The organism is Arthrobacter sp. UYEF20, from assembly GCF_040546335.1.
GTDB lineage: Bacteria > Actinomycetota > Actinomycetes > Actinomycetales > Micrococcaceae > Arthrobacter.
The window spans coordinates 199577-220499 of the sequence record NZ_JBEPNP010000002.1; the positions used below are offsets into that span (position 1 = coordinate 199577).

Here is a 20923-nt window from a genome sequence, read left to right on the forward strand (position 1 = left end):
AATCATCGCGTCCAGCTCCTAGTCTGGACGCCGTCGAGGGGGAAGGATCCTTCGTGACCGAAACCACTGAGCTGTCTTCAGCTGTGGAAACATCATCTTCTGCTGCCGGATCGTCAACGGCCGCACCCGCCAAGAGCAGTGGCCTTGCCGGCCTTAAGCTCGCCCAGCTGCAGGCGCTTGCCAGCCAGCTTGGTATTTCCGGCGGATCCCGCATGCGCAAGGGCGATCTGGTCTCAGCCATTTCCGCCCACCGTGCGGGCACTCCGGTGAGCAAGGCTCCGGCCCGTGCTTCTGAAAAGGCGAGCGACAACGGCACTGTTGCCCGCGCCGCGGCTCCGGCCGCTGCGCCTGCAGTCGCCGCCGACTCGGAAGCGCCTGCCCAGGAAAGCACCCGTGCCCGTGGACGTGGCCGCAGCCGCCGCGCCGGCAGCGACGGCGTCATCACGACTCCGGCCGCCGCAGCCCCGGCGGAGGCCCAGGCTGCCGCAGCCCCGGCGGAGGCCCAGGCTGCTGCTGCCCCGGTGGAGGCCCAGACTGCCCCTGCCGAGCAGGCCACCGAAGGCGCCGACCGCACCCGCCAGCCGCGCACCCGCAATCGCCGCCGTGGTGAGGCCGCAGGCCAGGAACCAGGTGGCGAGGCCCCGGCCGAGCAGCCGTCCGAGCAGCGCCAGCCTGAACAGCGCACCGAACAGCGCACCGAACAGCGCCAGGCGGAACCGCGCCAGCCCGAACAGGGCAGCGAAGACGGCCAGCGCCGGGAGAGCACGCGGACCCGTGGGGGCCGCGACAACGCCGAGGCCGCCGCTAACCGGGAAAACCGCGACAATTCAGGCAACCGCGACACCGCCGGCAGCCGCGAAAACCTCCGCGACAACGATGACGACGGCGGAAGCCGCCGGAACCGCCGTAACCGCCGGGACCGCAACGACCGTAATGACCGCTCCAGTGGCCAGGACAGCCGCGACAGCCGCGACAACACCTCGCGCAACGACCGCTTCCGCGACCGCAACGAGCGCCGTCGGGGACGCGTCCAGGGACCGGACGTCGACGACGTCGAGGTCACCGAGGATGATGTCCTGCTGCCGGTCGCCGGCATCCTCGACGTGCTCGAGAACTACGCGTTCATCCGCACCTCCGGCTACCTGCCGGGCCCGAACGACGTGTATGTGTCCCTCGCCCAGGTCAAGAAGTACAACCTGCGCAAGGGCGACGCCGTCGTGGGCGCCATCCGTGCACCGCGTGAAGGCGAAGCCCAGCAAGGGAATCAGCAGCAGTCCGCGCGCCAGAAGTTCAACGCCCTGGTCCGCATCACCTCGGTCAACGGCAAGACCCCCGAGGAGCTCAAGGACCGCGTCGAATTCGCGAAGCTCGTCCCGCTGTACCCGTCGGAACGGCTGCGCCTCGAGACGGACCCGAAAAAGATCGGCCCCCGCGTCATCGACCTGGTTGCCCCGATCGGCAAGGGCCAGCGCGGCCTGATCGTCTCGCCGCCGAAGGCCGGCAAGACGCTCATCCTGCAGTCCATCGCCAACGCCATCACCACCAACAATCCTGAGGTCCACCTCATGATGGTGCTCGTTGACGAACGTCCCGAAGAAGTCACGGACATGCAGCGCACCGTCAAGGGCGAGGTCATTGCCTCCACCTTCGACCGTCCCGCCGACGACCATACCACCGTGGCCGAACTCTCCATCGAGCGTGCCAAGCGCCTCGTGGAAATGGGCATGGACGTTGTGGTGCTCCTCGACTCGATGACCCGCCTGGGCCGCGCCTACAACCTGGCAGCGCCGGCCTCCGGCCGCATCCTGTCCGGTGGCGTGGACTCCGCAGCGCTGTACCCGCCGAAGCGCTTCTTCGGTGCAGCCCGCAACATCGAAAACGGTGGCTCGCTCACCATCCTGGCAACCGCGCTCGTCGAGACCGGCTCCAAGATGGACGAGGTCATCTTCGAAGAGTTCAAGGGCACCGGCAACATGGAACTGCGTCTGTCCCGCCAGTTGGCGGACAAGCGCATCTTCCCGGCCGTGGACGTCAACGCGTCCGGTACCCGCCGTGAGGAAAACCTGCTTTCCCCCGAGGAAGTCAAGATCATGTGGAAGCTGCGCCGTGTCCTGTCCGGACTCGAAACGCAGCAGAGCCTTGAACTGCTGACCAACAAGATCCGGGAGACCCAGAGCAACGTCGAGTTCCTCATGCAGGTGCAGAAGACGACGCTTGGTGCGAAGTCCGATAACGACAAGTAGCTGAGTCCAAGGCGGGGTGCCGGGAACTTCGCGCGGTTAGCCGTGCGGGTTTCCGCCCCCGCCTTCGCCGTTCGGTTTTGCCGCCCCCGCCCCTACGCTGGGAGGCTTGCGATCTTCGATCGCAGGCCTCCCAGCTCCGGCAGGCCCGAAAGGGAGATGACGAGGGACCCGACCTGAGCTTGCGAAGGTTGGGAGTCATCGACCGCACTCCCGGGGCGGCAAAAACCGAACGGCTCGCTGTTTGCCCACCTTCGCTGTCGCGTTACTAGACTTGAGAGAGTCGAAAGAGGTTTTGAAAATGTTTGAGTCCGTACAGGGGCTGTTGGATGAGCATGATGCCATCCAGGCGCAGCTTGGGGATCCGGCTGTTTATGCTGACCAGCGGCTGGCCCGGAAGCTGGGGCGGCGTTCGGCTCAGCTGAACGGCATTGTGGAGGCTTACCATGCCTGGCACGGGATCCAGGACGATCTGGCGGCCGCCCAGGAAATGGCGGGTGAGGATCCGGAGTTTGCCGCGGAGGTGCCTGAGCTGGAGGCCGCGCTGGAGACGGCGGCGGCGAAGCTGCGGCGGCTGCTGATCCCGCGGGATCCGGACGATGCCCGCAACGTCATCCTCGAGGTCAAGGGCGGTGAGGGCGGCGACGAGGCTGCCCTGTTCGCTGCCGACCTGCTGCGGATGTACACCCGCTACGCGGAGTCCCGCGGCTGGAAGACCGAAATGATTTCGGCCAACGAATCGGACCTCGGCGGGTACAAGGACGTGCAGGTGGCCATCAAGGGCAACTCGAACGACCCCGCCGAGGGCGTCTACGCGCGGCTCAAGTTTGAAGGCGGCGTGCACCGCGTGCAGCGCGTCCCCGTGACGGAATCCCAGGGCCGGATCCACACCTCGGCTGCCGGCGTGCTGGTGCTCCCCGAAGTGGATGAGCCCGAGGAACTCGAGATCAACCAGAACGATCTCAAGATCGACGTCTACCGTTCGTCCGGCCCGGGCGGGCAGTCGGTCAACACCACCGACTCGGCCGTCCGCATCACCCACCTTCCCACCGGAATCGTGGTGGCCATGCAGAACGAGAAGTCGCAGCTTCAGAACCGCGAAGCCGGCATGCGCGTGCTGCGCGCCCGCATCCTGGCGCACCAGCAGGAACAGATCGACGCCGAGAACTCGGCCCAGCGCAAGTCGCAGATCCGCACCATGGACCGCTCCGAGCGCATCCGCACCTACAACTACCCGGAAAACCGGATTGCGGACCACCGCACCGGCTATAAGGCCTACAACCTGGACCAGGTCATGAACGGCGATCTGGAACCGGTGATCCAGTCGGCCATCGAGCTGGACGAACAGTCCCGGCTCGACGCCATCGGCGAGTAAGTCCCAGGTCTCGTGGTGATGACTGAGGGCCCTGCGCTGAGCCTTGCGGAAGCAGTCCGCGACGCGACAGCCGTGTTGGCTGCCGCCGGGGTGCCCAGTCCGCGGGTCGACGCCGAACTCCTCGCCGAGCACCTCCTCGGCGTCGGGCTGGGGCGGCTCCGCGCGCTGATGCTGGGCGACTCGCCGGCGCCGGACGGCTATGCCGAACTCGTGGCCGAGCGCGCGCAGCGCGTCCCGCTGCAGCACATCACCGGCGTCGCGCACTTCCGCTACCTGGAACTGGCCGTGGGCCCCGGCGTGTTCATTCCCCGCCCGGAGACCGAATCCGTGGTGCAGCTGGTCATTGACTGGCTCAAAGACGACTGGCTCAAAGACGCGGATCGGCTGCAGGGCAACATGCACCCGAAGGTGGTGGACCTGGGGACCGGATCCGGCGCCATTGCCGGTTCGATCGCCCACGAGGTGCCCGGCGCCGAGGTCCACGCGGTGGAATTCAGCGAATTCGCACACGCATGGGCGGCGAAGAACCTGCTGCCGCTCGGCGTCACGCTGGTGCGTGGCGATCTGCGCAATGCCCTTCCCGAGCACAACGGCAGCTTCGACGTCGTCGTCTCCAACCCTCCGTACATCCCCGCCGAAGCCATCCCGAACGAGCCGGAAGTGGCGCTGCACGACCCGCCCGAGGCGCTCTACGGCGGGGGAGCGGACGGCATGGAACTTCCGACGGCGGCGGCGGCCTCCGCCGCGCGGCTGCTGAAAGGCGGCGGCTACTTCGTGATGGAACACGCGGAGGTCCAGGCACGTTGGATAGCTGGGATGTTGAACCGTTCCGGCGTGTGGTCCGAGGTGACCACGCACCTGGACCTCAACGGCAAGGAACGCGCAACCAGCGCGGTTCTGACGGCCCGTCCTGACGGCCCGGGCGCAGCGGACAGAGCAGCCCGGAAGTGATGAAAGAATAGGGCAGTGACGACTAGCTACGATTGCACGGCAGCTGAGCAGCGCGCCGCAGGACTTGAGCACGCCCAGCGGGCCATCCGGGAACACAAGTGCGTGGTTTTTCCCACGGACACCGTATACGGGATCGCGGCCGATGCTTTTTCGCCCCTGGCCGTGACCCTGTTGCTGGCGTCCAAAGGCCGGAGCCGGAAGATGCCGCCGCCCGTGCTCATCCCCAGGCTCAACGCCCTCGACGGCCTCGCCACCGACGTCCCGGCTGAGGCCCGGCGCCTCGCCGAGGCCTTCTGGCCCGGCGGATTGACCCTGATCCTGCATGCCCAGCCCTCGCTGGACTGGGATCTCGGGGAGACCAAGGGTACCGTGGCGCTCCGGATCCCGGCCGACGACATCGCCCAGGACCTCCTCACCATCACCGGACCGCTGGCTGTCTCGTCCGCGAACCGCACGGGACACGCGGCAGCGCAGACCGCTGCGGAGGCCGAGGAACAGCTCGCGGAGTCCGTCGAGGTCTACCTTGAAGACGGACACCGGCCTGCCGAAGGTGCCGAGGCCCTGCCTTCCACCATCGTTGACGGCACCGCCCTGCCCCTGCGGGTGGTCCGCCAGGGCGCTATCAGCCTGGAACGCCTGCGCGATGTGGTCCCCGGATTGCTGGACATCGACGGCAACGCCCCTGAAGAGACTTCCGACGCCGGGGCCGCCGCCGGGCCGGAGAATGAGCCGACCCGATCCGTCGAAGGATCCGGTCCAGCATGACCCTGCACCGGCAGCATGTCCCCGTTCTCGAGGTGGACGCGACACCCATGACTATCGCCGAACTGACGGACGTCCTGGACCGGTTCATCGCCGAGGGCAGCACCAGGACCATAGTGGGCCACAACCTCCACAGCGTCACCTTGCTGCATTCCGATCCACGGTTCCGTTCCTTCTACGAGCAGAGCGACGTGGTGCTCCTCGATGGCGCCCCCGTGCTGTGGCTCTGGGCCAAGAGCCTGGAAGGGGACGGCGCCAAGGAACGTGTCATGGACTACCGGCTGGGCTCAACCGACTGGATCCCGGCGCTGGCGCACGTCGAGGGACTCGAGCGGATCGCCATCATCGGGGCCGGCAGCGTGGCCAACGCCCAGGCCGTGGCGCGGCTCAAGGACGTCGTCCCGCATGCGCAGGTGGACGGAATGCCCGGCGAGGGCTGGGACGAAGAGCTGGAGGAGAAGGCCATCGCCTGGCTGGAGGGCATCCGCCCGCAGTTGGTGCTGCTGGGACTCGGAATGCCACTGCAGGAGCAGGTGCTCCAGCGCACCCTCTCGTCCCTGCCCCCGGCGGTGTACTGCACCGTGGGCGGAGCCATCGAGCAGATTGCGGGGATCCAGAAACTGGCACCGCGCTGGATCGGACGCCTTGGACTCGAATGGGCCTGGCGGCTACTGCTGCACCCGAAGCGCGTGGCGTATCGCGTTTTCGGCGAACCCTGGGTGTTGATGGGACTGCTGATCCGGCGTCGCCGGCGGCTACGCGGCAAACGCTAGAATTTCTGGTCCTCCAGGGGCCCGAAGCCCTTGCCGCGGAGCCCAGTGGAAAACGCCCGGAACCAGTCTGCCAGGCCGCGGAAATCACCGCGGCGCAGGAAATACCCGAGGTAACCGCCGACATCCGCGACAAGGGACTTGACGCGGAAATAACGGCGGATGAGGTAGCCGCGGTTGCGGTAGTAGTAGTAGCGCTTGAAGGCGGTTTCCGGAACGATCACATGCCAGCGGGCTCCGAAGACATGCTTTGTCTCGGCAAACGCGTGCGGGTGCGTGATCGCCGCCGTCGTCACGGTGCCGAAGCGGATGCCGGCCTTCCGCAGCCGGATCGTGAAGTCCACTTCGTCGCCGCGGATGAAGAGGCGCATATCCGGCAGCCCCACCTTGAAGAACACGTCGGAGCGGATGAGGGCGCCGTTGAAGAAGTGTCCGTCATCCGGGAGGAACCCGACCTTTTCCAGTTCGGCCCGCTCATGGGTGACCTTGCCGTCCAGACGGAAGAAGAAGGACAGCCGGTCCGGGTGCCCGGGGGCCACCACGAGCGGGACTACGGCGTCGAGATTCCGGGCCTCAGCCTCCCGCAGCAGGGTGGCGAGGCACTGGGCATCGGCGGGTTCGGCGTCGTCGTCCATCATCCAGATCCAGTCCGCCCCGCTGGCCACCGCCTTGAGGACCGCGAGGGAGAAGCCGCCCGCCCCTCCGAGGTTGGCCTCGGACCGCACGTAATCCACGTTGCCGTGCGCTTCTGCGACGTCCCGGGCGGGCACCGTGCCGCTGTCGACGAGGCAAATGGAGTGCACCGGAGCCGTCTGGTTGTTGATGGCGTTCAGCAGAACCGCCAGCTCCCGGGGACGGTCAAACGTCACGGCGGCAACTGCAACCGACAGGGTCATCGCGGGGGGTCCTTTCAGCAGGCCGTCAGTGCTTTTCCCGCCGGCGAGGGGCCGTGTGACGCGAAGACAGGTGGCCGTTGGCATTAGTATCTTGACTAGAGTCCACTGTAATACAGCCCTGTCAGGCACTACGCACTGCCTGCCCTGAGCCCGGCGACGGAGAAGTTTCATTTACCGAAAGACAGTTCCACGGCCATTCGCGTCACCCCCCTCCCCAAACCCGCTACGGACACCGTGGCTGCGGAATGTGCAGCCGGGTGCGGCGTGCGCTGACGTCTCCGGGCAGGTGGATTTGCCGTGATTATGTACCTGCTCATGGGCCTGTGCGCCGCGGTGGTGAGCTATGCGGCGACGTGGGGGGCCCGCCTGATCGGCAACAAGCTGGAACTGTTCTCGCCCATCCGCAGCCGCGACATGCATTCCACCCCGATCTCCAGGCTCGGCGGCCTGGGCATCTTTGCCGGCGTACTGGTTGCCCTGCTCGTGGCCAGCAGTTCCTTCTTCGTCAAGGACATCTTCCGGAACAACGCCGCGCCGTGGGGCATCCTCGTGGGTGCCGGGGTAATTGTCCTGGTAGGAGTGGCCGACGATCTGCTGGACCTGCGCTGGTGGGTCAAGCTGATCGGCCAGAGCGCTGCAGCGCTGGTCGTAGCCATCTGGGGAGTCCGGATGACGATTATCCCCTTTGTCCCCGAGCCGATCGTGGTCGAGAACCCGACGCTGAACATCATCCTGACAGCCGGGCTGATCGTGACCACCATGAACGCTTTCAACTTCATCGACGGCCTGGACGGCCTCGCCGCGGGCGTCGCGATCATCGGTGGTGCGGCATTTTTCCTCACGGCCTACTGGGTGCACCGGAACTCAGACGTGCTGGACAAGTCCGATCTCGCGACGCTGCTGACCGCCGTGCTGGTCGGCAGCTGCGTCGGCTTCCTGCTGCACAACTGGTTCCCCGCGAAGATCTTCATGGGTGACTCCGGGGCCATGCTGATCGGCCTGCTGATGGCCTCGGCCGGCGTCGTGTCCACCGGCCAGATCAGCTCCGGGCTCTACGACCGGGCCAACGGTATCCCCACCATCATCCCCATTCTCCTGCCCTTCGCCGTGCTGTTCCTCCCGCTCCTGGACCTCAGCCTGGCGGTGGTGCGGCGCACGGCCCTGGGCCGTTCGCCGTGGTCCGCCGACCGCGGACACCTGCACCACAAACTCCTGGACATCGGGTACTCGCACCGGGGCGCCGTCGTGCTGATGTACCTGTGGACCTGCATCCTGGCCTTCGGGGGACTGGCCTTTGCCATCTTCCCCTGGCAGATCGTGGTGGCCGTCGACGCGGCCGCCACCGCCATCATGGCCGTGGTGACGGCCTGGCCCTACCTCCGGACGCGCGCCCCCGGACAGATGACCGGGACGCAGGAGTGAACCGCGGAAATGTACCGCGGACCGGGATGCTGACCCCCTTTTCCGAATAATTTCTATCTGCTGTAGAATTCAGGAGCGGCCAATCGCCGCGCCATCCTGACCAGCAACCACCCTTAGACGATTGGGATCTCATGACCGCCAACGCCGAACCCGGACCTGCGTCCGGCAACGGACCCGTTGGTGTCTCAGGTCCCGCAAAATCACTGTGGCTGCACCTGCTGGCCATCAGTTCGGCCGTTGGCGGCGGAGCCCTGCTGCTCACCGGCCTGGCGGCGCTCCTGCTGGACGGCCAGGCGGCTGCGCTTTCGTCCCTCTTCGGTGGGGCCCTGGTGATCGCCTTCTTCGCGATCAGCCTCCTGGTGGGCCACTTCGGCGGCCGGAATCACTCTTCCGGAGCCATCGGCCTCTTCGCGGCCACTTATTTCGTCAAGGTGGTCGGGTTTGCCGTCGTTCTTTTCGCCATTGGGGCGCCGGCGTGGCTGCACGGCCGCTGGTTCCTGATCGGCGCCGTCGTGACCGTGGTGTTCTGGCAGGCGGCAGAGATCTACGGCTTCAGCAAGGCGCGGCTGCAGATCTACAACGATCCCGAAACCACAGAAGGCGGCACCGATGTTTAGCCGCAAAGCCGGACGCAGACCAATTAATAAGGCCACCGGAACCAGGCCCGATGCCCCCAAAACTACGGCCGGCGCCCCCGGTGTATCCGAGAACGGCAGGGACGGCGGATACAACGCCGGGATAGCCGTCTTCAGCTACATTGTTGGCGGAATCGTCGTCTGGAGTTTGATAGGCTGGGGTCTGGATAATCTGTGGGGAACCCGCTGGATTGTGCTCGCAGGCGCTCTGCTTGGAGCCGCGGGAGGGTTCTATCTTTCTCATATGCACGGCCTCACCAGTTCGGCTAATTCGGCTGGCGGGGACAATGCTGCACGTGGCCCGTCCAAGGACGAGGAACAGTAATGCCAAACAATTTCACAGGGGGAATGGCTGACAGGAATGTCGCCGGTCCCCGACCAACGCCCAATGATGGACACTGCAGAGAGGAAACGCGTTGATCGCGCTTGCGCTCCCGGCCCAAAATTCAGGAGAGTTCACTCCTCCTGGAATTGAAGAACTGCACCTGCCGGCAATCCTGCCGTGGGGCGCGGCAGACGGATTCTCCAAGCAGATGCTGCTGGTAATCCTGTCGGTCGTTATTATCGCCACATTCTTTCTGCTAGCTGCGCGGAAGCAGCAGCTGGTTCCCGGCAAACTGCAGTTCGCAGGCGAGATGGCCTATGGCTTCGTCCGCAACAGCATAGCCAAGGACATCATCGGCGGCAAAGACTTCATGAAGTTCGTCCCGCTGCTGTTCAGCCTCTTCTTCTTCATCCTGGTGAACAACATTTACGGTGCGATTCCGGTGATCCAGCTCCCGAGCTTCTCGCACGTCGGCGGAGCCTATGTGCTCGCAGCGATCGTTTACGTGACCTGGATCGGCATCGGTATCAAGAAGAACGGCCTCAGGTATTTCAAGCTGGCCACCGTTCCTTCCGGTGTTCCGTTCTACATCCTGCCGATCGTGATACCGATCGAGATCATCTCCAACTTCCTGGTCCGTCCCGTCACGCACAGCCTCCGTCTGTTCGCCACCATGCTGGCCGGCCACCTCATCGTCATGATCGCGGGATCCGGAATTGAATTCCTCGTCATGCAGGAGAGCGTGCTCCTGAAGGGCGCCTCCGTACTGGTACTGGCCGGCTCAATCGCCATGTACATGCTGGAAGCGCTGATCATGGCGCTGCAGGCCTACGTCTTCACGCTGCTGACCGCCATCTACATCGAAGGCGCCCTGCACGCGGACAGCCACTAGGCACCCACAAACTTCCCCCCGCGGGATGAAGCACACCAAACAACCTGCCACCTGGATGGCATCTTGAAAGGAAAAAAATGAACGGCTCCATTAACGGCTCCCTCAACCTCATCGGCTACGGCCTCTCCGCCATCGGCGGTGGTATCGGTGTTGGTCTCGTGTTCGCTGCCTACATCAACGGTGTGGCACGTCAGCCGGAAGCGCAGCGCGTACTGCAGCCGATCGCATTCCTCGGCCTCGCGCTGACTGAAGCCCTCGCCATCCTCGGCCTGGTCTTCGCCTTCGTTCTCAAGTAAACCTGCAGAACTTAGCGAACATCCAGAACCGAGTAGATAAGGACGGGTGAATTATGCATCAAATGATCATCTCAGCCGCCACGGAAGGCGCCGAGGCGGCCAACCCGCTCGTTCCCAATCCCTGGGAAATGGGCGTCGTCTTCGCCGGCTTTGTTGTCCTCATGTACATCGTGGTCAAGTTTATTGTCCCGATGTTCGAGAAGACTTTCGCAGAGCGTGCCGAGGCCATTGAAGGCGGCATTGCCAAGGCTGAAAAGGCCCAGGCAGAGGCTTCCGCTGCCCTCGAAGAGTACAAGCAGCAGCTCACTGACGCCCGTGCCGAGGCCAACCGCATCCGCGAGGAAGCACGTGCCGAAGGCGCTCAGATCCTGGCGGATCTGAAGGAGAAGGCAGCTGCAGAGTCTGCCCGCATCACGGCGCAGGCTCACGCGGCGATCCAGTCCGAGCGTCAGGCGGCCGTAGTGTCCCTCCGCGCGGAGGTAGGCACGCTGGCCACCACCCTGGCAGGTCGCATCGTCGGCGAGGCGCTCAGCGATGACGCGCGTTCGGCCCGTGTGGTTGACCGCTTCCTGGCAGATCTGGAGACCCAGAACGCAGGTGCAGCCAAGTAATGGCAGGTGTATCGAGCGAATCGCTGGCCGCAGCCCTGGTGTCGCTGGAAGCCAAGCTTCCTGGCGCATCGCTGCAGTTGGCTAAGGACCTCTTCGGAATCCTGGGAACGGTGGACAGCTCGGCTGGCTTGCGCCGCGCCCTGACTGACCCGTCCCGTAGCGGTGACGAAAAGTCGGCGCTGGTCAAGCAGCTCTTCGGCGGAAAAGTCTCCGCGGATGCTGCGGAAATCGCGAGCGGACTGGCCAGCTCACGCTGGGCAGCGGCACGGGATATCGGCGATGCACTCGAGACTCTTGCCGCTTCGGTGGTAATCGCCGTTGCTGAAAACAAGTCGGCCATCTCTGCCTCGGGAATCAGCGGCCTGGAAGCGCTGGAAAACGATCTGTTCGCCTTCAGCCAGGCCGTCGAGTCAAACCACGAGGTACAGCGTGCCTTGTCCGAGCCGCAGGCGAGCCCGGCTGCCAAGATTTCCCTCGCCGAAAAGCTCGTTCCCGGTGCAAGCGAGGAAGCGAAAGTCCTGATCGGACAGGCAGTCTCGCAGCCCCGCGGCCTCAAGGTCACCAAGCTCGTGCGTCGTTTCGCTGAGCTTGCAGCCAAGCGCCAGCAGCGCTGGATTGCTACGGTCGGCGTCACCCGTCCGCTGACGGAGACACAGACCAGTCGCTTGCACGCGGCGCTGAACGCCCTTTACGGGCGCGAGCTCAAGATCAACATGAACGTTGACCCGGAGCTGATCGGTGGCATCCGGATCCAGGTTGGTGACGAAGTGGTTGACGCTTCGGTTGTTGCCCGCCTGGGCCAGCTTCACCGTCAGCTTGCTTAGCTAGCCGGACAAGCACAACTTAACGAAACGAAACCCCGGTCATCGTGAGCAACGATGATCACGAAAACAGGAGAGCAGGGACTGCAGATGGCCGAATTGACCATCAACGCCGACGACGTCCGTATTGCGTTGAACGAGTTCGCGGCGTCCTACGAACCCGGAAACGCGGAGCGCGTAGAGGTCGGCCGTGTAACAACCGCAGGTGACGGCATCGCCCGTGTTGAGGGCCTTCCCTCGGTCATGGCGAACGAGCTGCTTCGCTTCGAAGACGGCACGCTGGGCCTGGCCCAGAACCTCGACGTCCGCGAGATCGGCGTCATAATCCTCGGTGACTTCACCGGAATCGAAGAAGGCCAGGAAGTTCACCGCACCGGACAGGTTCTGTCCGTGCCGGTGGGCGATGCCTTCCTCGGCCGCGTGGTCGACCCGCTGGGCGAGCCCATTGATGACCTCGGCGAGATCAAGGCCGAGACCACCCGTGCACTGGAACTCCAGGCGCCCGGCGTGACCCAGCGCAAGTCGGTCCACGAGCCGATGCAGACCGGCCTCAAGGCTATCGACGCCATGATCCCGATCGGCCGCGGCCAGCGTCAGCTGATCATCGGTGACCGCCAGACCGGCAAGTCCGCAATCGCGATCGACACGATCATCAACCAGAAGGCCAACTGGGCTTCGGGAGACGTCAAGAAGCAGGTGCGCTGCATCTACGTGGCCATCGGCCAGAAGGCGTCCACGATCGCGGCTGTCCGGCAGACGCTTGAGGACAACGGCGCACTGGAATACACGACCATCGTGGCTTCTCCCGCGTCCGACCCCGCAGGCTTCAAGTACCTGGCACCGTACGCCGGTTCGGCAATCGGCCAGCACTGGATGTACGGCGGCAAGCACGTCCTCATCGTCTTCGATGACCTGTCCAAGCAGGCCGAAGCCTACCGTGCAGTGTCGCTGCTGCTCCGCCGCCCGCCGGGACGCGAAGCCTACCCGGGCGACGTCTTCTACTTGCACTCCCGCCTGCTGGAGCGTTGTGCCAAGCTCTCCGACGAGCTCGGTGCCGGTTCGATGACCGGCCTGCCGCTCATCGAGACGAAGGCAAACGACGTCTCCGCCTACATCCCGACCAACGTGATCTCCATTACCGATGGCCAGATCTTCCTGCAGTCGGACCTCTTCAACGCCAACCAGCGTCCCGCTGTTGACGTGGGCGTGTCCGTCTCGCGTGTCGGTGGCGCCGCCCAGGTCAAGTCCATGAAGAAGGTCTCCGGTACCCTGAAGCTGGAACTGGCCCAGTATCGCGACATGCAGGCGTTCGCCATGTTCGCGTCGGACCTTGACGCCGCATCGCGCCAGCAGCTGACCCGTGGCGCACGCCTGATGGAACTGCTCAAGCAGGGCCAGTACTCGCCGTTCCCGATTGAGGACCAGGTCGTCTCCATCTGGGCCGGCACCAACGGCTACCTCGACGAGGTTCCGGTGGAAGACATCAGCCGCTTCGAGACCGAGTTCCTGGAGCACCTCAAGCACAAGTCCTCCATCCTGACGACGCTGGCCCAGACCAACGTCATGGACGATGACACCGCGGAAGCACTGAAGACCGCGATCGTGGACTTCAAGAAGGGCTTCTTCGGCCAGGGGGACAGCTACCTGGTAGGTGCGGGGCACGAGGAGCACGCCCCCATCGACGAGGCGCAGGTCGACCAGGAAAAAATCGTCAAGCAGAAGCGCTAGTTTCGCTGGCAGGGACTGCCGGGGCCCACTTAGGTTCCGGCAGTCCCGGCCATCGGGATCTTAGGAAAGGATAAGTATGGGAGCCCAGATCCGGGTCTACCGCCAGAAGATCAGCTCGACGACGTCGATGCGCAAGATCTTCAAGGCGATGGAACTGATCGCTACCTCGCGCATCGGCAAGGCCCGCGCACGCGTAGCAGCTTCACTGCCTTACGCAAACGCGATCACGCGTGCCGTTTCTGCTGTCGCAAGCCAGAGCGAAATCGACCACCCGCTGACCACCGAGCCGGAGCAGATCCGCCGGGCCGCCGTCCTGGTAATCACCTCGGACCGTGGCCTCGCAGGATCGTACTCGGCGAGCGTGCTCAAGCAGGCGGAAGGCCTCAACGAGCTGCTCCACAAGGAAGGCAAGGAAGTTAAGACGTACCTGGTGGGCCGCAAGGCACAGGCGTACTTCGACTTCCGGAACCGTCCTTACGAGCGTGTGTGGACCGGCGGCACGGACTCCCCGGAGTTCATTACCGCGCAGGAAGTCGGCGAGGCACTGCTGACTGACTTTGCGGCGGACTATGAAGAGGGCGGCGTCGACGAGATCCATGTCGTATACACCCGCTTCAAGTCCATGGTCACCCAGGAGCCGACGGTCATTCGTCTTCTCCCGCTTGAGGTTGTTGAAGAGCAGGCGGCGTCCGAATCGGACCTCCTGCCGCTCTACGAATTCGAGCCGGAAACGGAGCAGGTTCTCGACGCTCTGTTGCCGCGCTACATCGAATCACGCATTTTCGCCGCCATGTTGCAGGCCGCAGCTTCCGAGCTCGCAGCCCGCCAGCGGGCAATGAAGTCCGCCGGCGACAACGCCACGGATCTCATCAAGAAGTTCACGCGTCTGCGCAACACTGCCCGTCAGGCTGAGATTACGCAGGAGCTGTCCGAAATCGTGGCCGGTGCTGACGCCTTGAACGCGTCCTAGCCAGCACGCTGCCGGAACCAGCTGTACCTGCACCAAAAGATAGACTTAACCCCAACGCCATCTACTGAGTGAAGTGAGAGAGATGACTGCCACTGCTACCGATCACGTAGCCGCGACGACCGGTGCTACCGGCCGTATTGCACGTGTTATTGGCCCGGTTGTCGACGTCGAATTCCCGGCTGACGCAATCCCCTCGATTTACAACGCCCTCACCACGGAGATTACTCTCCTCGGTGAGACCAAGACCATCACGTTTGAAGTTGCGCTGCACCTCGGCGACAACGTCATCCGCGCCATCTCCCTGCAGGCAACCGACGGCCTCGTCCGCGGTACCGCTGTCGTGGACACGGGAGCCCCCATCTCCGTGCCCGTCGGCGACGTCGTCAAGGGACACATCTTCAACGTCCTCGGACAGCCGCTTGACGTGGCTGAGTCGGAACTCGAGATCACCGAGCGCTGGCCCATCCACCGCAAGGCTCCCGCCTTCGCGACGCTCGAGGGTTCCACCGAGATGATGGAAACGGGCATCAAGGTCATCGACCTTCTCACCCCGTACATCAAGGGTGGCAAGATCGGTCTGTTCGGCGGTGCCGGCGTCGGCAAGACCGTGCTGATCCAGGAAATGATCACCCGTGTTGCCCGCAACTTCGGCGGCACCTCGGTGTTCGCCGGTGTCGGCGAGCGTACCCGTGAAGGCAACGACCTCTGGGTTGAAATGGAAGAGGCAGGCGTCCTCAAGGACACCGCCCTTGTTTTCGGCCAGATGGATGAGCCGCCGGGAACGCGCCTGCGCGTGGCACTGTCCGCCCTGACCATGGCGGAGTACTTCCGCGATGTGCAGAACCAGGACGTGCTGCTCTTCATCGACAACATCTTCCGCTTCACCCAGGCAGGCTCCGAGGTCTCCACCCTCCTCGGCCGCATGCCGTCGGCCGTGGGCTACCAGCCCAACCTGGCTGACGAGATGGGTCTCCTCCAGGAGCGCATCACGTCCACCAAGGGCCACTCCATCACCTCGATGCAGGCCATCTACGTCCCCGCAGATGACTACACCGACCCGGCTCCGGCCACCACCTTCGCACACCTCGACGCGACCACGGAACTTTCCCGTGAAATCGCTTCCCGTGGTCTGTACCCGGCCGTTGACCCGCTGACGTCGACGTCCCGCATCCTGGATCCGCAGTACATCGGCAACGACCACTACAGCACGGCCGTCCGCGTGAAGCAGATCCTGCAGAAGAACAAGGAACTCCAGGACATCATCGCCATCCTCGGCGTTGACGAACTCTCCGAAGAGGACAAGATCGTCGTGTCGCGTGCACGCCGCATCCAGCAGTTCCTCTCGCAGAACACCTACACCGCCAAGCAGTTCACCGGCGTCGAAGGCTCCACCGTCTCCATCAAGGACACGGTGGAAGGCTTCACCGCCATCTGCGACGGCGAACTCGACCACATCGCAGAGCAGGCGTTCTTCAACGTCGGCGGCCTGGATGACGTTGAGCGCCAGTGGGCCAAGATCCAGGAACAGACCAAGTAATATGGCTGAGCTTGAGGTTGAGATTGTCGCAGCGGACCACTTCGTGTGGTCCGGAGCGGCCAAGATGGTCAAGGCCCGCACCAGCGATGGTGAAATCGGAATCCTGCCCGGCCACTCGCCCCTGCTGGCGATTCTGGCCGAAGGCGAACTGGCAATCGAGCCGGTGTCCGGTGACCGCATTGCTGTAGTTGTCGACGGCGGGTTCTTTTCGGTCGATAACAACCGGGTGGTCATTGTTGCCGACAACGCCCAAATGGGTGACGCGGCTACTGCTGGGATCCGCTAGCACGACCCGATGAACGTTCCTGGTTATCCGTTCATCGTCCTGGCAACGATCTTTGCGTTGCTGGTACTTGCACTGTGCCTTTCGGGGGTGCGCCGCTTCAATCTGCGGCGCGCCCTCGGCACGGTGGACGCCTCCATTTGCACGGCTGGAAACAGTTGGCAGATGGGGGTTTGCCGTTATCAGGACAACGAGCTGGAGTGGTTCCGGCTGGCCTCGCTCAGCACGCGGCCCAAGCACACCTTCCGCCGCAGCTCGATTGAGCTGCTGGGACGGCGCAGGCCCACGGAGTCCGAACTCGTGAAGGTCCAGCCGGACGCGGTGATCGTTGAACTCCGCTACGAAGGCCAGGACGTCCTGCTCGCGATGAGGTTCGACGCCTACACCGGCCTGTCCTCCTGGCTCGAAGCGGGACCGGTCATCGGCGTCGGTACCTGGCGCTAGCCCCGGTGGACTTCGTTGAAGACATCAGCCTTGTTGACGGCCCGGTGCTGTGGTCTGCCTGGGCCGCCGGCGCTGCCGGCCTGCTCTATCTCCTCTGGTGGCGTTCGGACGTGTCCTGGACTCGACGGGTGCTCGGGGCAGGCGCCGCCGCCCTCGTCTCGGCCCTGCCCGCTGCCGCCCTCGTGGCCGGCGTGCACTGGCTGCTGGTCTACGTCTTCTCGGTCTTTCCCGAGCTACTTCCGCTGGATGTCCTGGCCTGGTCGGTTCCCGCCGTCGCTGCCGTGCTGTTATTGCTCCTTCAGCTCCGGAGGACCTGGGGGGCGGAGCGCGCCGCGCGGCCCTGGCGGAAAACCGCCGCCGCGACCGCTGCCGTCCTGGGCGTCGTGTCGCTTTCCGCAGTGCAGATCAACGACTATTTCGGGCTGAACCACACCGTGAGCGATCTGACCGGCACAGCCGCGGCCAGGATCCAGCCCCTCGAAGACGGCCTGAAGCGCGCACCCGGGGCACCTTCCGGCGTGAGCCTGTCCCGCTGGCAGGCGCCGGCAGGCCTCCCCGACGGCGGTCAGCTCCGGCGGGCCCCGATCCCCGGCACGAAGTCTGGCTTCCAAAGCCGCGACGCCTACATCTATCTTCCGCCGGCCTACTTCTCGTCCCAGCGGCCGGCACTGCCCGTGCTGGTGCTTTTTTCCGGCCAGCCGGGGGCTCCGGCCGACTGGCTTACCGGGGGAGCGCTCCGCAGCCGGATGGACCGCTTCGCAGCCGTGCACCAGGGCGTGGCGCCGGTGACGGTGGTGGTCGATCCGAACGGGTCCGCCTCCGGCAACACGATGTGCATGGACAGCAGGATCGCGCAGGCCGACACCTTTCTGTCCCAGGATGTCCCGGCCTGGATCAGCCAGACGCTCGACGTCGCCCCCGATCGCCGGCAATGGGCCGTCGGCGGATTCTCCTTCGGCGGCACCTGCGCCATGCAGATGGTGACCCGCCATCCGGAGATCTACCCGGCGGCCCTGGCGTTCTCGAGCGAAAGGGAACCGGCCATTGCCAAGGAACGCGACAAGACAATCGGCGCCTCTTTCGGCGGCGATGCCGAAGCCTTCGACCGCCTGACGCCGCTGCGCCTGATGGCGGAGCGCCGCTTCGAGGGTGACGCCATCTACTTTACGGCCGGTGCCCGCGATCCCGAGTTCATCGGCTATGTGGACGTGCTCTCAGAAGCGGCGCGGACAGCCGGCTTCACCGTGGAAACCCGCAGGATCGCCAACGCGGGGCATTCGTGGCAGACGGCCTCCAGCGGGCTGCCCGGCGGCCTCGATTTCCTGGCAGCGCGTTGGGGAATCCAGCCATGAGGCCGGTAGCCGCCACCGGAGGGCAACTGGGGGCGGGGCGGCGCGGGGCGGCGCTCGGGGGAGTTTCGCGGCAGTGGCTGCTCGGGGTCCTGGCCCACTTCCGGGCCGTACCGTTCACGCTCGCGGTCCTCGGCGTGTTCCTCGTCACCGGGGCGGTCACGGGCAGTTTCCTCTCCGGGCCGCCGGAGCCGTTGCTTGGCGTGGCCTCCGTCAGCGCCCCGGGCCTGAAGGCGGGGCACTGGTGGTCCTTGTTCACCTCGCTGTTCTTCGCGACCAACCTGCTGGCCTATCTCTCGGCCGTGCTCATGATCCTGCTGCTGCTGGGCCTCGCCGAACGGCGGCTCGGTTCGAGGCGCACGGCCGTGTTCTTCTTTGCCGGCCAGTTTGCCGCCGTGACCCTGTTCCTGCTGTTGACCCAGCTCGCCCGCTATGCCGGCGACGGCTGGCTGGGCCTCATGGTCGACGCCGGGCTGATCGGCCCCTATGCCGCCGTCCTCGCCGTCTCGCTGGCCTCCAGCGGCCTGCTGTCCACGCTCTGGCAGCGCCGGCTGCGGACCGCCGTGGTCTCGGCCTCGCTCCTGCTGGTGCTGTACGTCGGCCACCCGGAAACGATCGTCGGGCTCACGGGGGCGCTGGCCGGGATGGCGGCGGGCTGGTGGATCCAGGTCGACAAGGGCACACTCCACCGCCACCGCTCAACCGGGCGCGAGACCCGCAACCTGCTGGCCCTCACAGTGGCGATCTTCGCCGTCGGACCCATCCTCACCGCCGCGGTGAGGAGCCCCACCGGGCCCCTGGCCCTGCTGCGGGATGTTGTCCTGAACCCCCTGCCCACGCTGAGCCAGCTGGAGCAGAACTGCGGCGGCACCATCGACGTCGGATGCCTCGAGATCGGGCAGGCGGGCTTCGCCGGCCCGCTGGGCCTTGCGCTGGCGGTAGTACCCGTGGTGCTTCTGCTCATCTGCGCGGACGGCATGCGGCACGGCCGCCGGCTCGCCCTCCGGATCGCCGTGATTGTCCAGCTCGCGGTGACGGCGATGGCGGCGGTGTACCTCGCCCTGTTTGCCCGGATTCCGCACTACCCGAACAGCCGGACCCATTCCGCCGTGCTGGGGTCCGGGTTTGTCCACGTGCTGCCTCTCGTGGCGGTCCCGCTGCTGCTGGTTGTGCTGCTCTGGGCCAACCGCCGGCAGTTCCGCGTCGAGACCACGCCCAGGGCCCGGCGCACCCTCGGCGTGGTGGTCGGCGGCACCTGGCTGCTGCTGGCGGCCGGCTACACCGCGGCCTGGCTCGCCGCGGGAGGCATGGACCGCGACGGCGGCCTGCAGGGACTTGCCGCCGAGCTGGCCCGGCAATACCTGCCGCTGCCCATCCCCGGTGCCTACAACCGCATCTTCCAGAACCGCAACGCCCTCGAGGCCTTCCTCTTCGCATACTCCGGCATCATGTTCTGGGTTGTTGCCCTGGCCGCGGTGTGGCTGGTCCTGCTGCGCCGCCTGCACCGCACCGATGCAGGCTCGGGGGACCGGGACGTGGCCCGCGGCCTGATCCGGCAGGGTGGCGACGCGCTGTCCTGGATGGCTCTCTGGGAACCGAACAAGTACTGGTTCACGCCGGACCGGCGCAGCGGGGTGGCCTACCAGCAACACGGCAACGTCGCGCTGACCCTTGCCGGCCCGTTCGGGCCGGCGGCGCTCCATCAGGACACAGCAGCCGGGTTCATGCGCTATTGCGCGGAGCATGCCCTCATCCCGTGCTTCTACTCCTGCACGGACGGGCTGTGGCCGGGCCTTGAGTCACGCGGCTTCCGTCGGGTGGCCGTGGCCCAGGAAACCAGGCTGGCCGTGCGCGAACTCGAGTTCAAGGGCAAGGAATGGCAAAACGTCCGGACCGCCCTTAACCGGGCCGCAAAGACGGGCGTTCAGGCGGTCTGGGGCCGCTACAGCGGCTTCCCGGCGCCGCTGCGCGCCCAGCTGAGCGAGGTCTCCGAAGAATGGGCTGCGCAGAAGTCGGTCCCCGAGATGGGCTTCACCCTGGGGGGAATTGACGAACTCGACGACGACGACGTGCTTTGCTGCCTTGCGGTGGATGCCGGGGGCCAGGTGCAGGGCGTCACCAGCTGGTTGCCGGTGTATGAGGACGGAAACCTGGTGAGCTGGACCCTGGACTTCATGCGCAGGCGCGGCGCGGCGTTCCCCGGCGTGATGGAGTTCCTGATCGCCTCCGCCGTGCAGGAGCTGCGGAGCTCGGTGGAGGTAATTTCGCTGTCCGGATCGCCGCTCGCCAAGGAAGAGGCGGCCAGCAAACCCGAAGGCCTGGCGGGCATCCTGGACGTGGTGGGCTTGGCGCTGGAACCGGTTTATGGATTCCGTTCCCTCGCCACGTTCAAATCAAGGTTTAAACCCGACTACCGTACCCTTTACCTCTATTACCAGGACCCACTGCAGTTGCCTGCCATCGGACGGGCCCTGAGCCGGGCCTACCTTCCCGGCCTGTCGGTGCGGCAGAGCGCGCGGCTGCTGAGGACCCTCGTGGGCTAATTGCGCGAGCGGGCCGATTGCGGGCCGGGCCATTCCGCGCTGTCCGGCGGGAATGCGAATTGAGGCGTCGTTC

The 20923-nt window shown here is 65.4% G+C and carries 19 protein-coding genes; 18 read left to right on the forward strand and 1 reads right to left on the reverse strand.

Annotated elements, in window-relative coordinates; genetic code table 11:
• Positions 1 to 53 precede the first annotated feature (53 nt).
• The 5 genes from rho (at position 54) to ABIB26_RS03425 (ending at position 6101) form a co-directional block, all read left to right on the forward strand.
• The gene (gene rho / locus ABIB26_RS03405; RefSeq protein WP_354239595.1) at positions 54 to 2243 is read left to right on the forward strand and encodes a transcription termination factor Rho; all 2190 of its coding nucleotides are present in this window, start codon (positions 54 to 56) and stop codon (positions 2241 to 2243) included.
• A 298-nt stretch (positions 2244 to 2541) separates the two neighbouring features.
• A complete protein-coding gene (gene prfA, locus ABIB26_RS03410; RefSeq protein ID WP_354239597.1) occupies positions 2542 to 3615 on the forward strand; it encodes a peptide chain release factor 1 in 1074 nt (357 codons plus the stop codon).
• Between the two features lie 18 nt (positions 3616 to 3633).
• Positions 3634 to 4566 carry a peptide chain release factor N(5)-glutamine methyltransferase gene (gene prmC, locus ABIB26_RS03415; RefSeq protein ID WP_354239598.1) on the forward strand — a complete coding sequence of 311 codons (933 nt, stop codon included), beginning with the start codon at positions 3634 to 3636 and terminating at the stop codon, positions 4564 to 4566.
• Positions 4567 to 4581: 15 nt separating this feature from the next.
• A complete protein-coding gene (locus ABIB26_RS03420) occupies positions 4582 to 5331 on the forward strand; it encodes an L-threonylcarbamoyladenylate synthase (RefSeq protein WP_354239600.1) in 750 nt (249 codons plus the stop codon).
• A complete protein-coding gene (locus ABIB26_RS03425) occupies positions 5328 to 6101 on the forward strand; it encodes a WecB/TagA/CpsF family glycosyltransferase (RefSeq protein ID WP_354239602.1) in 774 nt (257 codons plus the stop codon). The genes ABIB26_RS03420 and ABIB26_RS03425 overlap by 4 nt, the downstream gene beginning before the upstream one ends.
• Here ABIB26_RS03425 and ABIB26_RS03430 read toward each other — a convergent pair.
• The gene (locus ABIB26_RS03430) at positions 6098 to 6994 is read right to left on the reverse strand and encodes a glycosyltransferase (RefSeq protein WP_354239604.1); all 897 of its coding nucleotides are present in this window, start codon (positions 6992 to 6994) and stop codon (positions 6098 to 6100) included. The two genes, ABIB26_RS03425 and ABIB26_RS03430, sit on opposite strands and share 4 nt — an antisense overlap.
• Positions 6995 to 7291: 297 nt before the next feature.
• On the opposite strand from ABIB26_RS03430, the gene ABIB26_RS03435 reads away from it, so the two are divergent.
• From ABIB26_RS03435 to ABIB26_RS03500, 13 genes are all read left to right on the forward strand, one after another.
• Positions 7292 to 8416 carry an MraY family glycosyltransferase gene (locus ABIB26_RS03435; RefSeq protein WP_354239606.1) on the forward strand — a complete coding sequence of 375 codons (1125 nt, stop codon included), beginning with the start codon at positions 7292 to 7294 and terminating at the stop codon, positions 8414 to 8416.
• Between the two features lie 131 nt (positions 8417 to 8547).
• Positions 8548 to 9033, forward strand: a complete 486-nt coding sequence (locus tag ABIB26_RS03440; RefSeq protein WP_354239608.1) for a hypothetical protein — start codon at positions 8548 to 8550, stop codon at positions 9031 to 9033.
• A gap of 434 nt (positions 9034 to 9467) precedes the next feature.
• Positions 9468 to 10268 (forward strand): F0F1 ATP synthase subunit A, encoded by an 801-nt coding sequence (atpB, locus tag ABIB26_RS03450; RefSeq protein ID WP_354239610.1) that lies wholly within the window; start codon positions 9468 to 9470, stop codon positions 10266 to 10268.
• A 77-nt stretch (positions 10269 to 10345) separates the two neighbouring features.
• Complete coding sequence (atpE, locus tag ABIB26_RS03455; protein ID WP_211882710.1) at positions 10346 to 10564, forward strand: ATP synthase F0 subunit C; 219 nt, start codon at positions 10346 to 10348, stop codon at positions 10562 to 10564.
• Positions 10565 to 10617: 53 nt separating this feature from the next.
• The gene (locus tag ABIB26_RS03460) at positions 10618 to 11175 is read left to right on the forward strand and encodes a F0F1 ATP synthase subunit B (protein WP_354239612.1); all 558 of its coding nucleotides are present in this window, start codon (positions 10618 to 10620) and stop codon (positions 11173 to 11175) included.
• Entirely contained in the window at positions 11175 to 11999 is an 825-nt protein-coding gene (locus ABIB26_RS03465; RefSeq protein WP_354239614.1) for a F0F1 ATP synthase subunit delta, read from the forward strand. The genes ABIB26_RS03460 and ABIB26_RS03465 overlap by 1 nt, the downstream gene beginning before the upstream one ends.
• A gap of 87 nt (positions 12000 to 12086) precedes the next feature.
• Complete coding sequence (gene atpA, locus ABIB26_RS03470; protein ID WP_354239616.1) at positions 12087 to 13724, forward strand: F0F1 ATP synthase subunit alpha; 1638 nt, start codon at positions 12087 to 12089, stop codon at positions 13722 to 13724.
• Between the two features lie 76 nt (positions 13725 to 13800).
• A complete protein-coding gene (locus ABIB26_RS03475; protein WP_354239618.1) occupies positions 13801 to 14694 on the forward strand; it encodes a F0F1 ATP synthase subunit gamma in 894 nt (297 codons plus the stop codon).
• Between the two features lie 82 nt (positions 14695 to 14776).
• Positions 14777 to 16231, forward strand: coding sequence for a F0F1 ATP synthase subunit beta (gene atpD / locus ABIB26_RS03480; RefSeq protein WP_354239620.1), 1455 nt, complete (start codon positions 14777 to 14779; stop codon positions 16229 to 16231).
• 1 nt (position 16232) lies between these two features.
• The gene (locus ABIB26_RS03485) at positions 16233 to 16517 is read left to right on the forward strand and encodes a F0F1 ATP synthase subunit epsilon (protein ID WP_104172348.1); all 285 of its coding nucleotides are present in this window, start codon (positions 16233 to 16235) and stop codon (positions 16515 to 16517) included.
• A gap of 9 nt (positions 16518 to 16526) precedes the next feature.
• A complete protein-coding gene (locus tag ABIB26_RS03490) occupies positions 16527 to 16958 on the forward strand; it encodes a DUF2550 domain-containing protein (protein ID WP_354239623.1) in 432 nt (143 codons plus the stop codon).
• A 5-nt stretch (positions 16959 to 16963) separates the two neighbouring features.
• Positions 16964 to 18310: an alpha/beta hydrolase gene (locus ABIB26_RS03495; protein ID WP_354239625.1), complete on the forward strand. Its 1347-nt coding sequence runs from the start codon at positions 16964 to 16966 to the stop codon at positions 18308 to 18310.
• A complete protein-coding gene (locus tag ABIB26_RS03500; RefSeq protein WP_354239627.1) occupies positions 18307 to 20850 on the forward strand; it encodes a bifunctional lysylphosphatidylglycerol flippase/synthetase MprF in 2544 nt (847 codons plus the stop codon). The genes ABIB26_RS03495 and ABIB26_RS03500 overlap by 4 nt, the downstream gene beginning before the upstream one ends.
• The last annotated feature ends 73 nt before the right edge of the window (positions 20851 to 20923 follow it).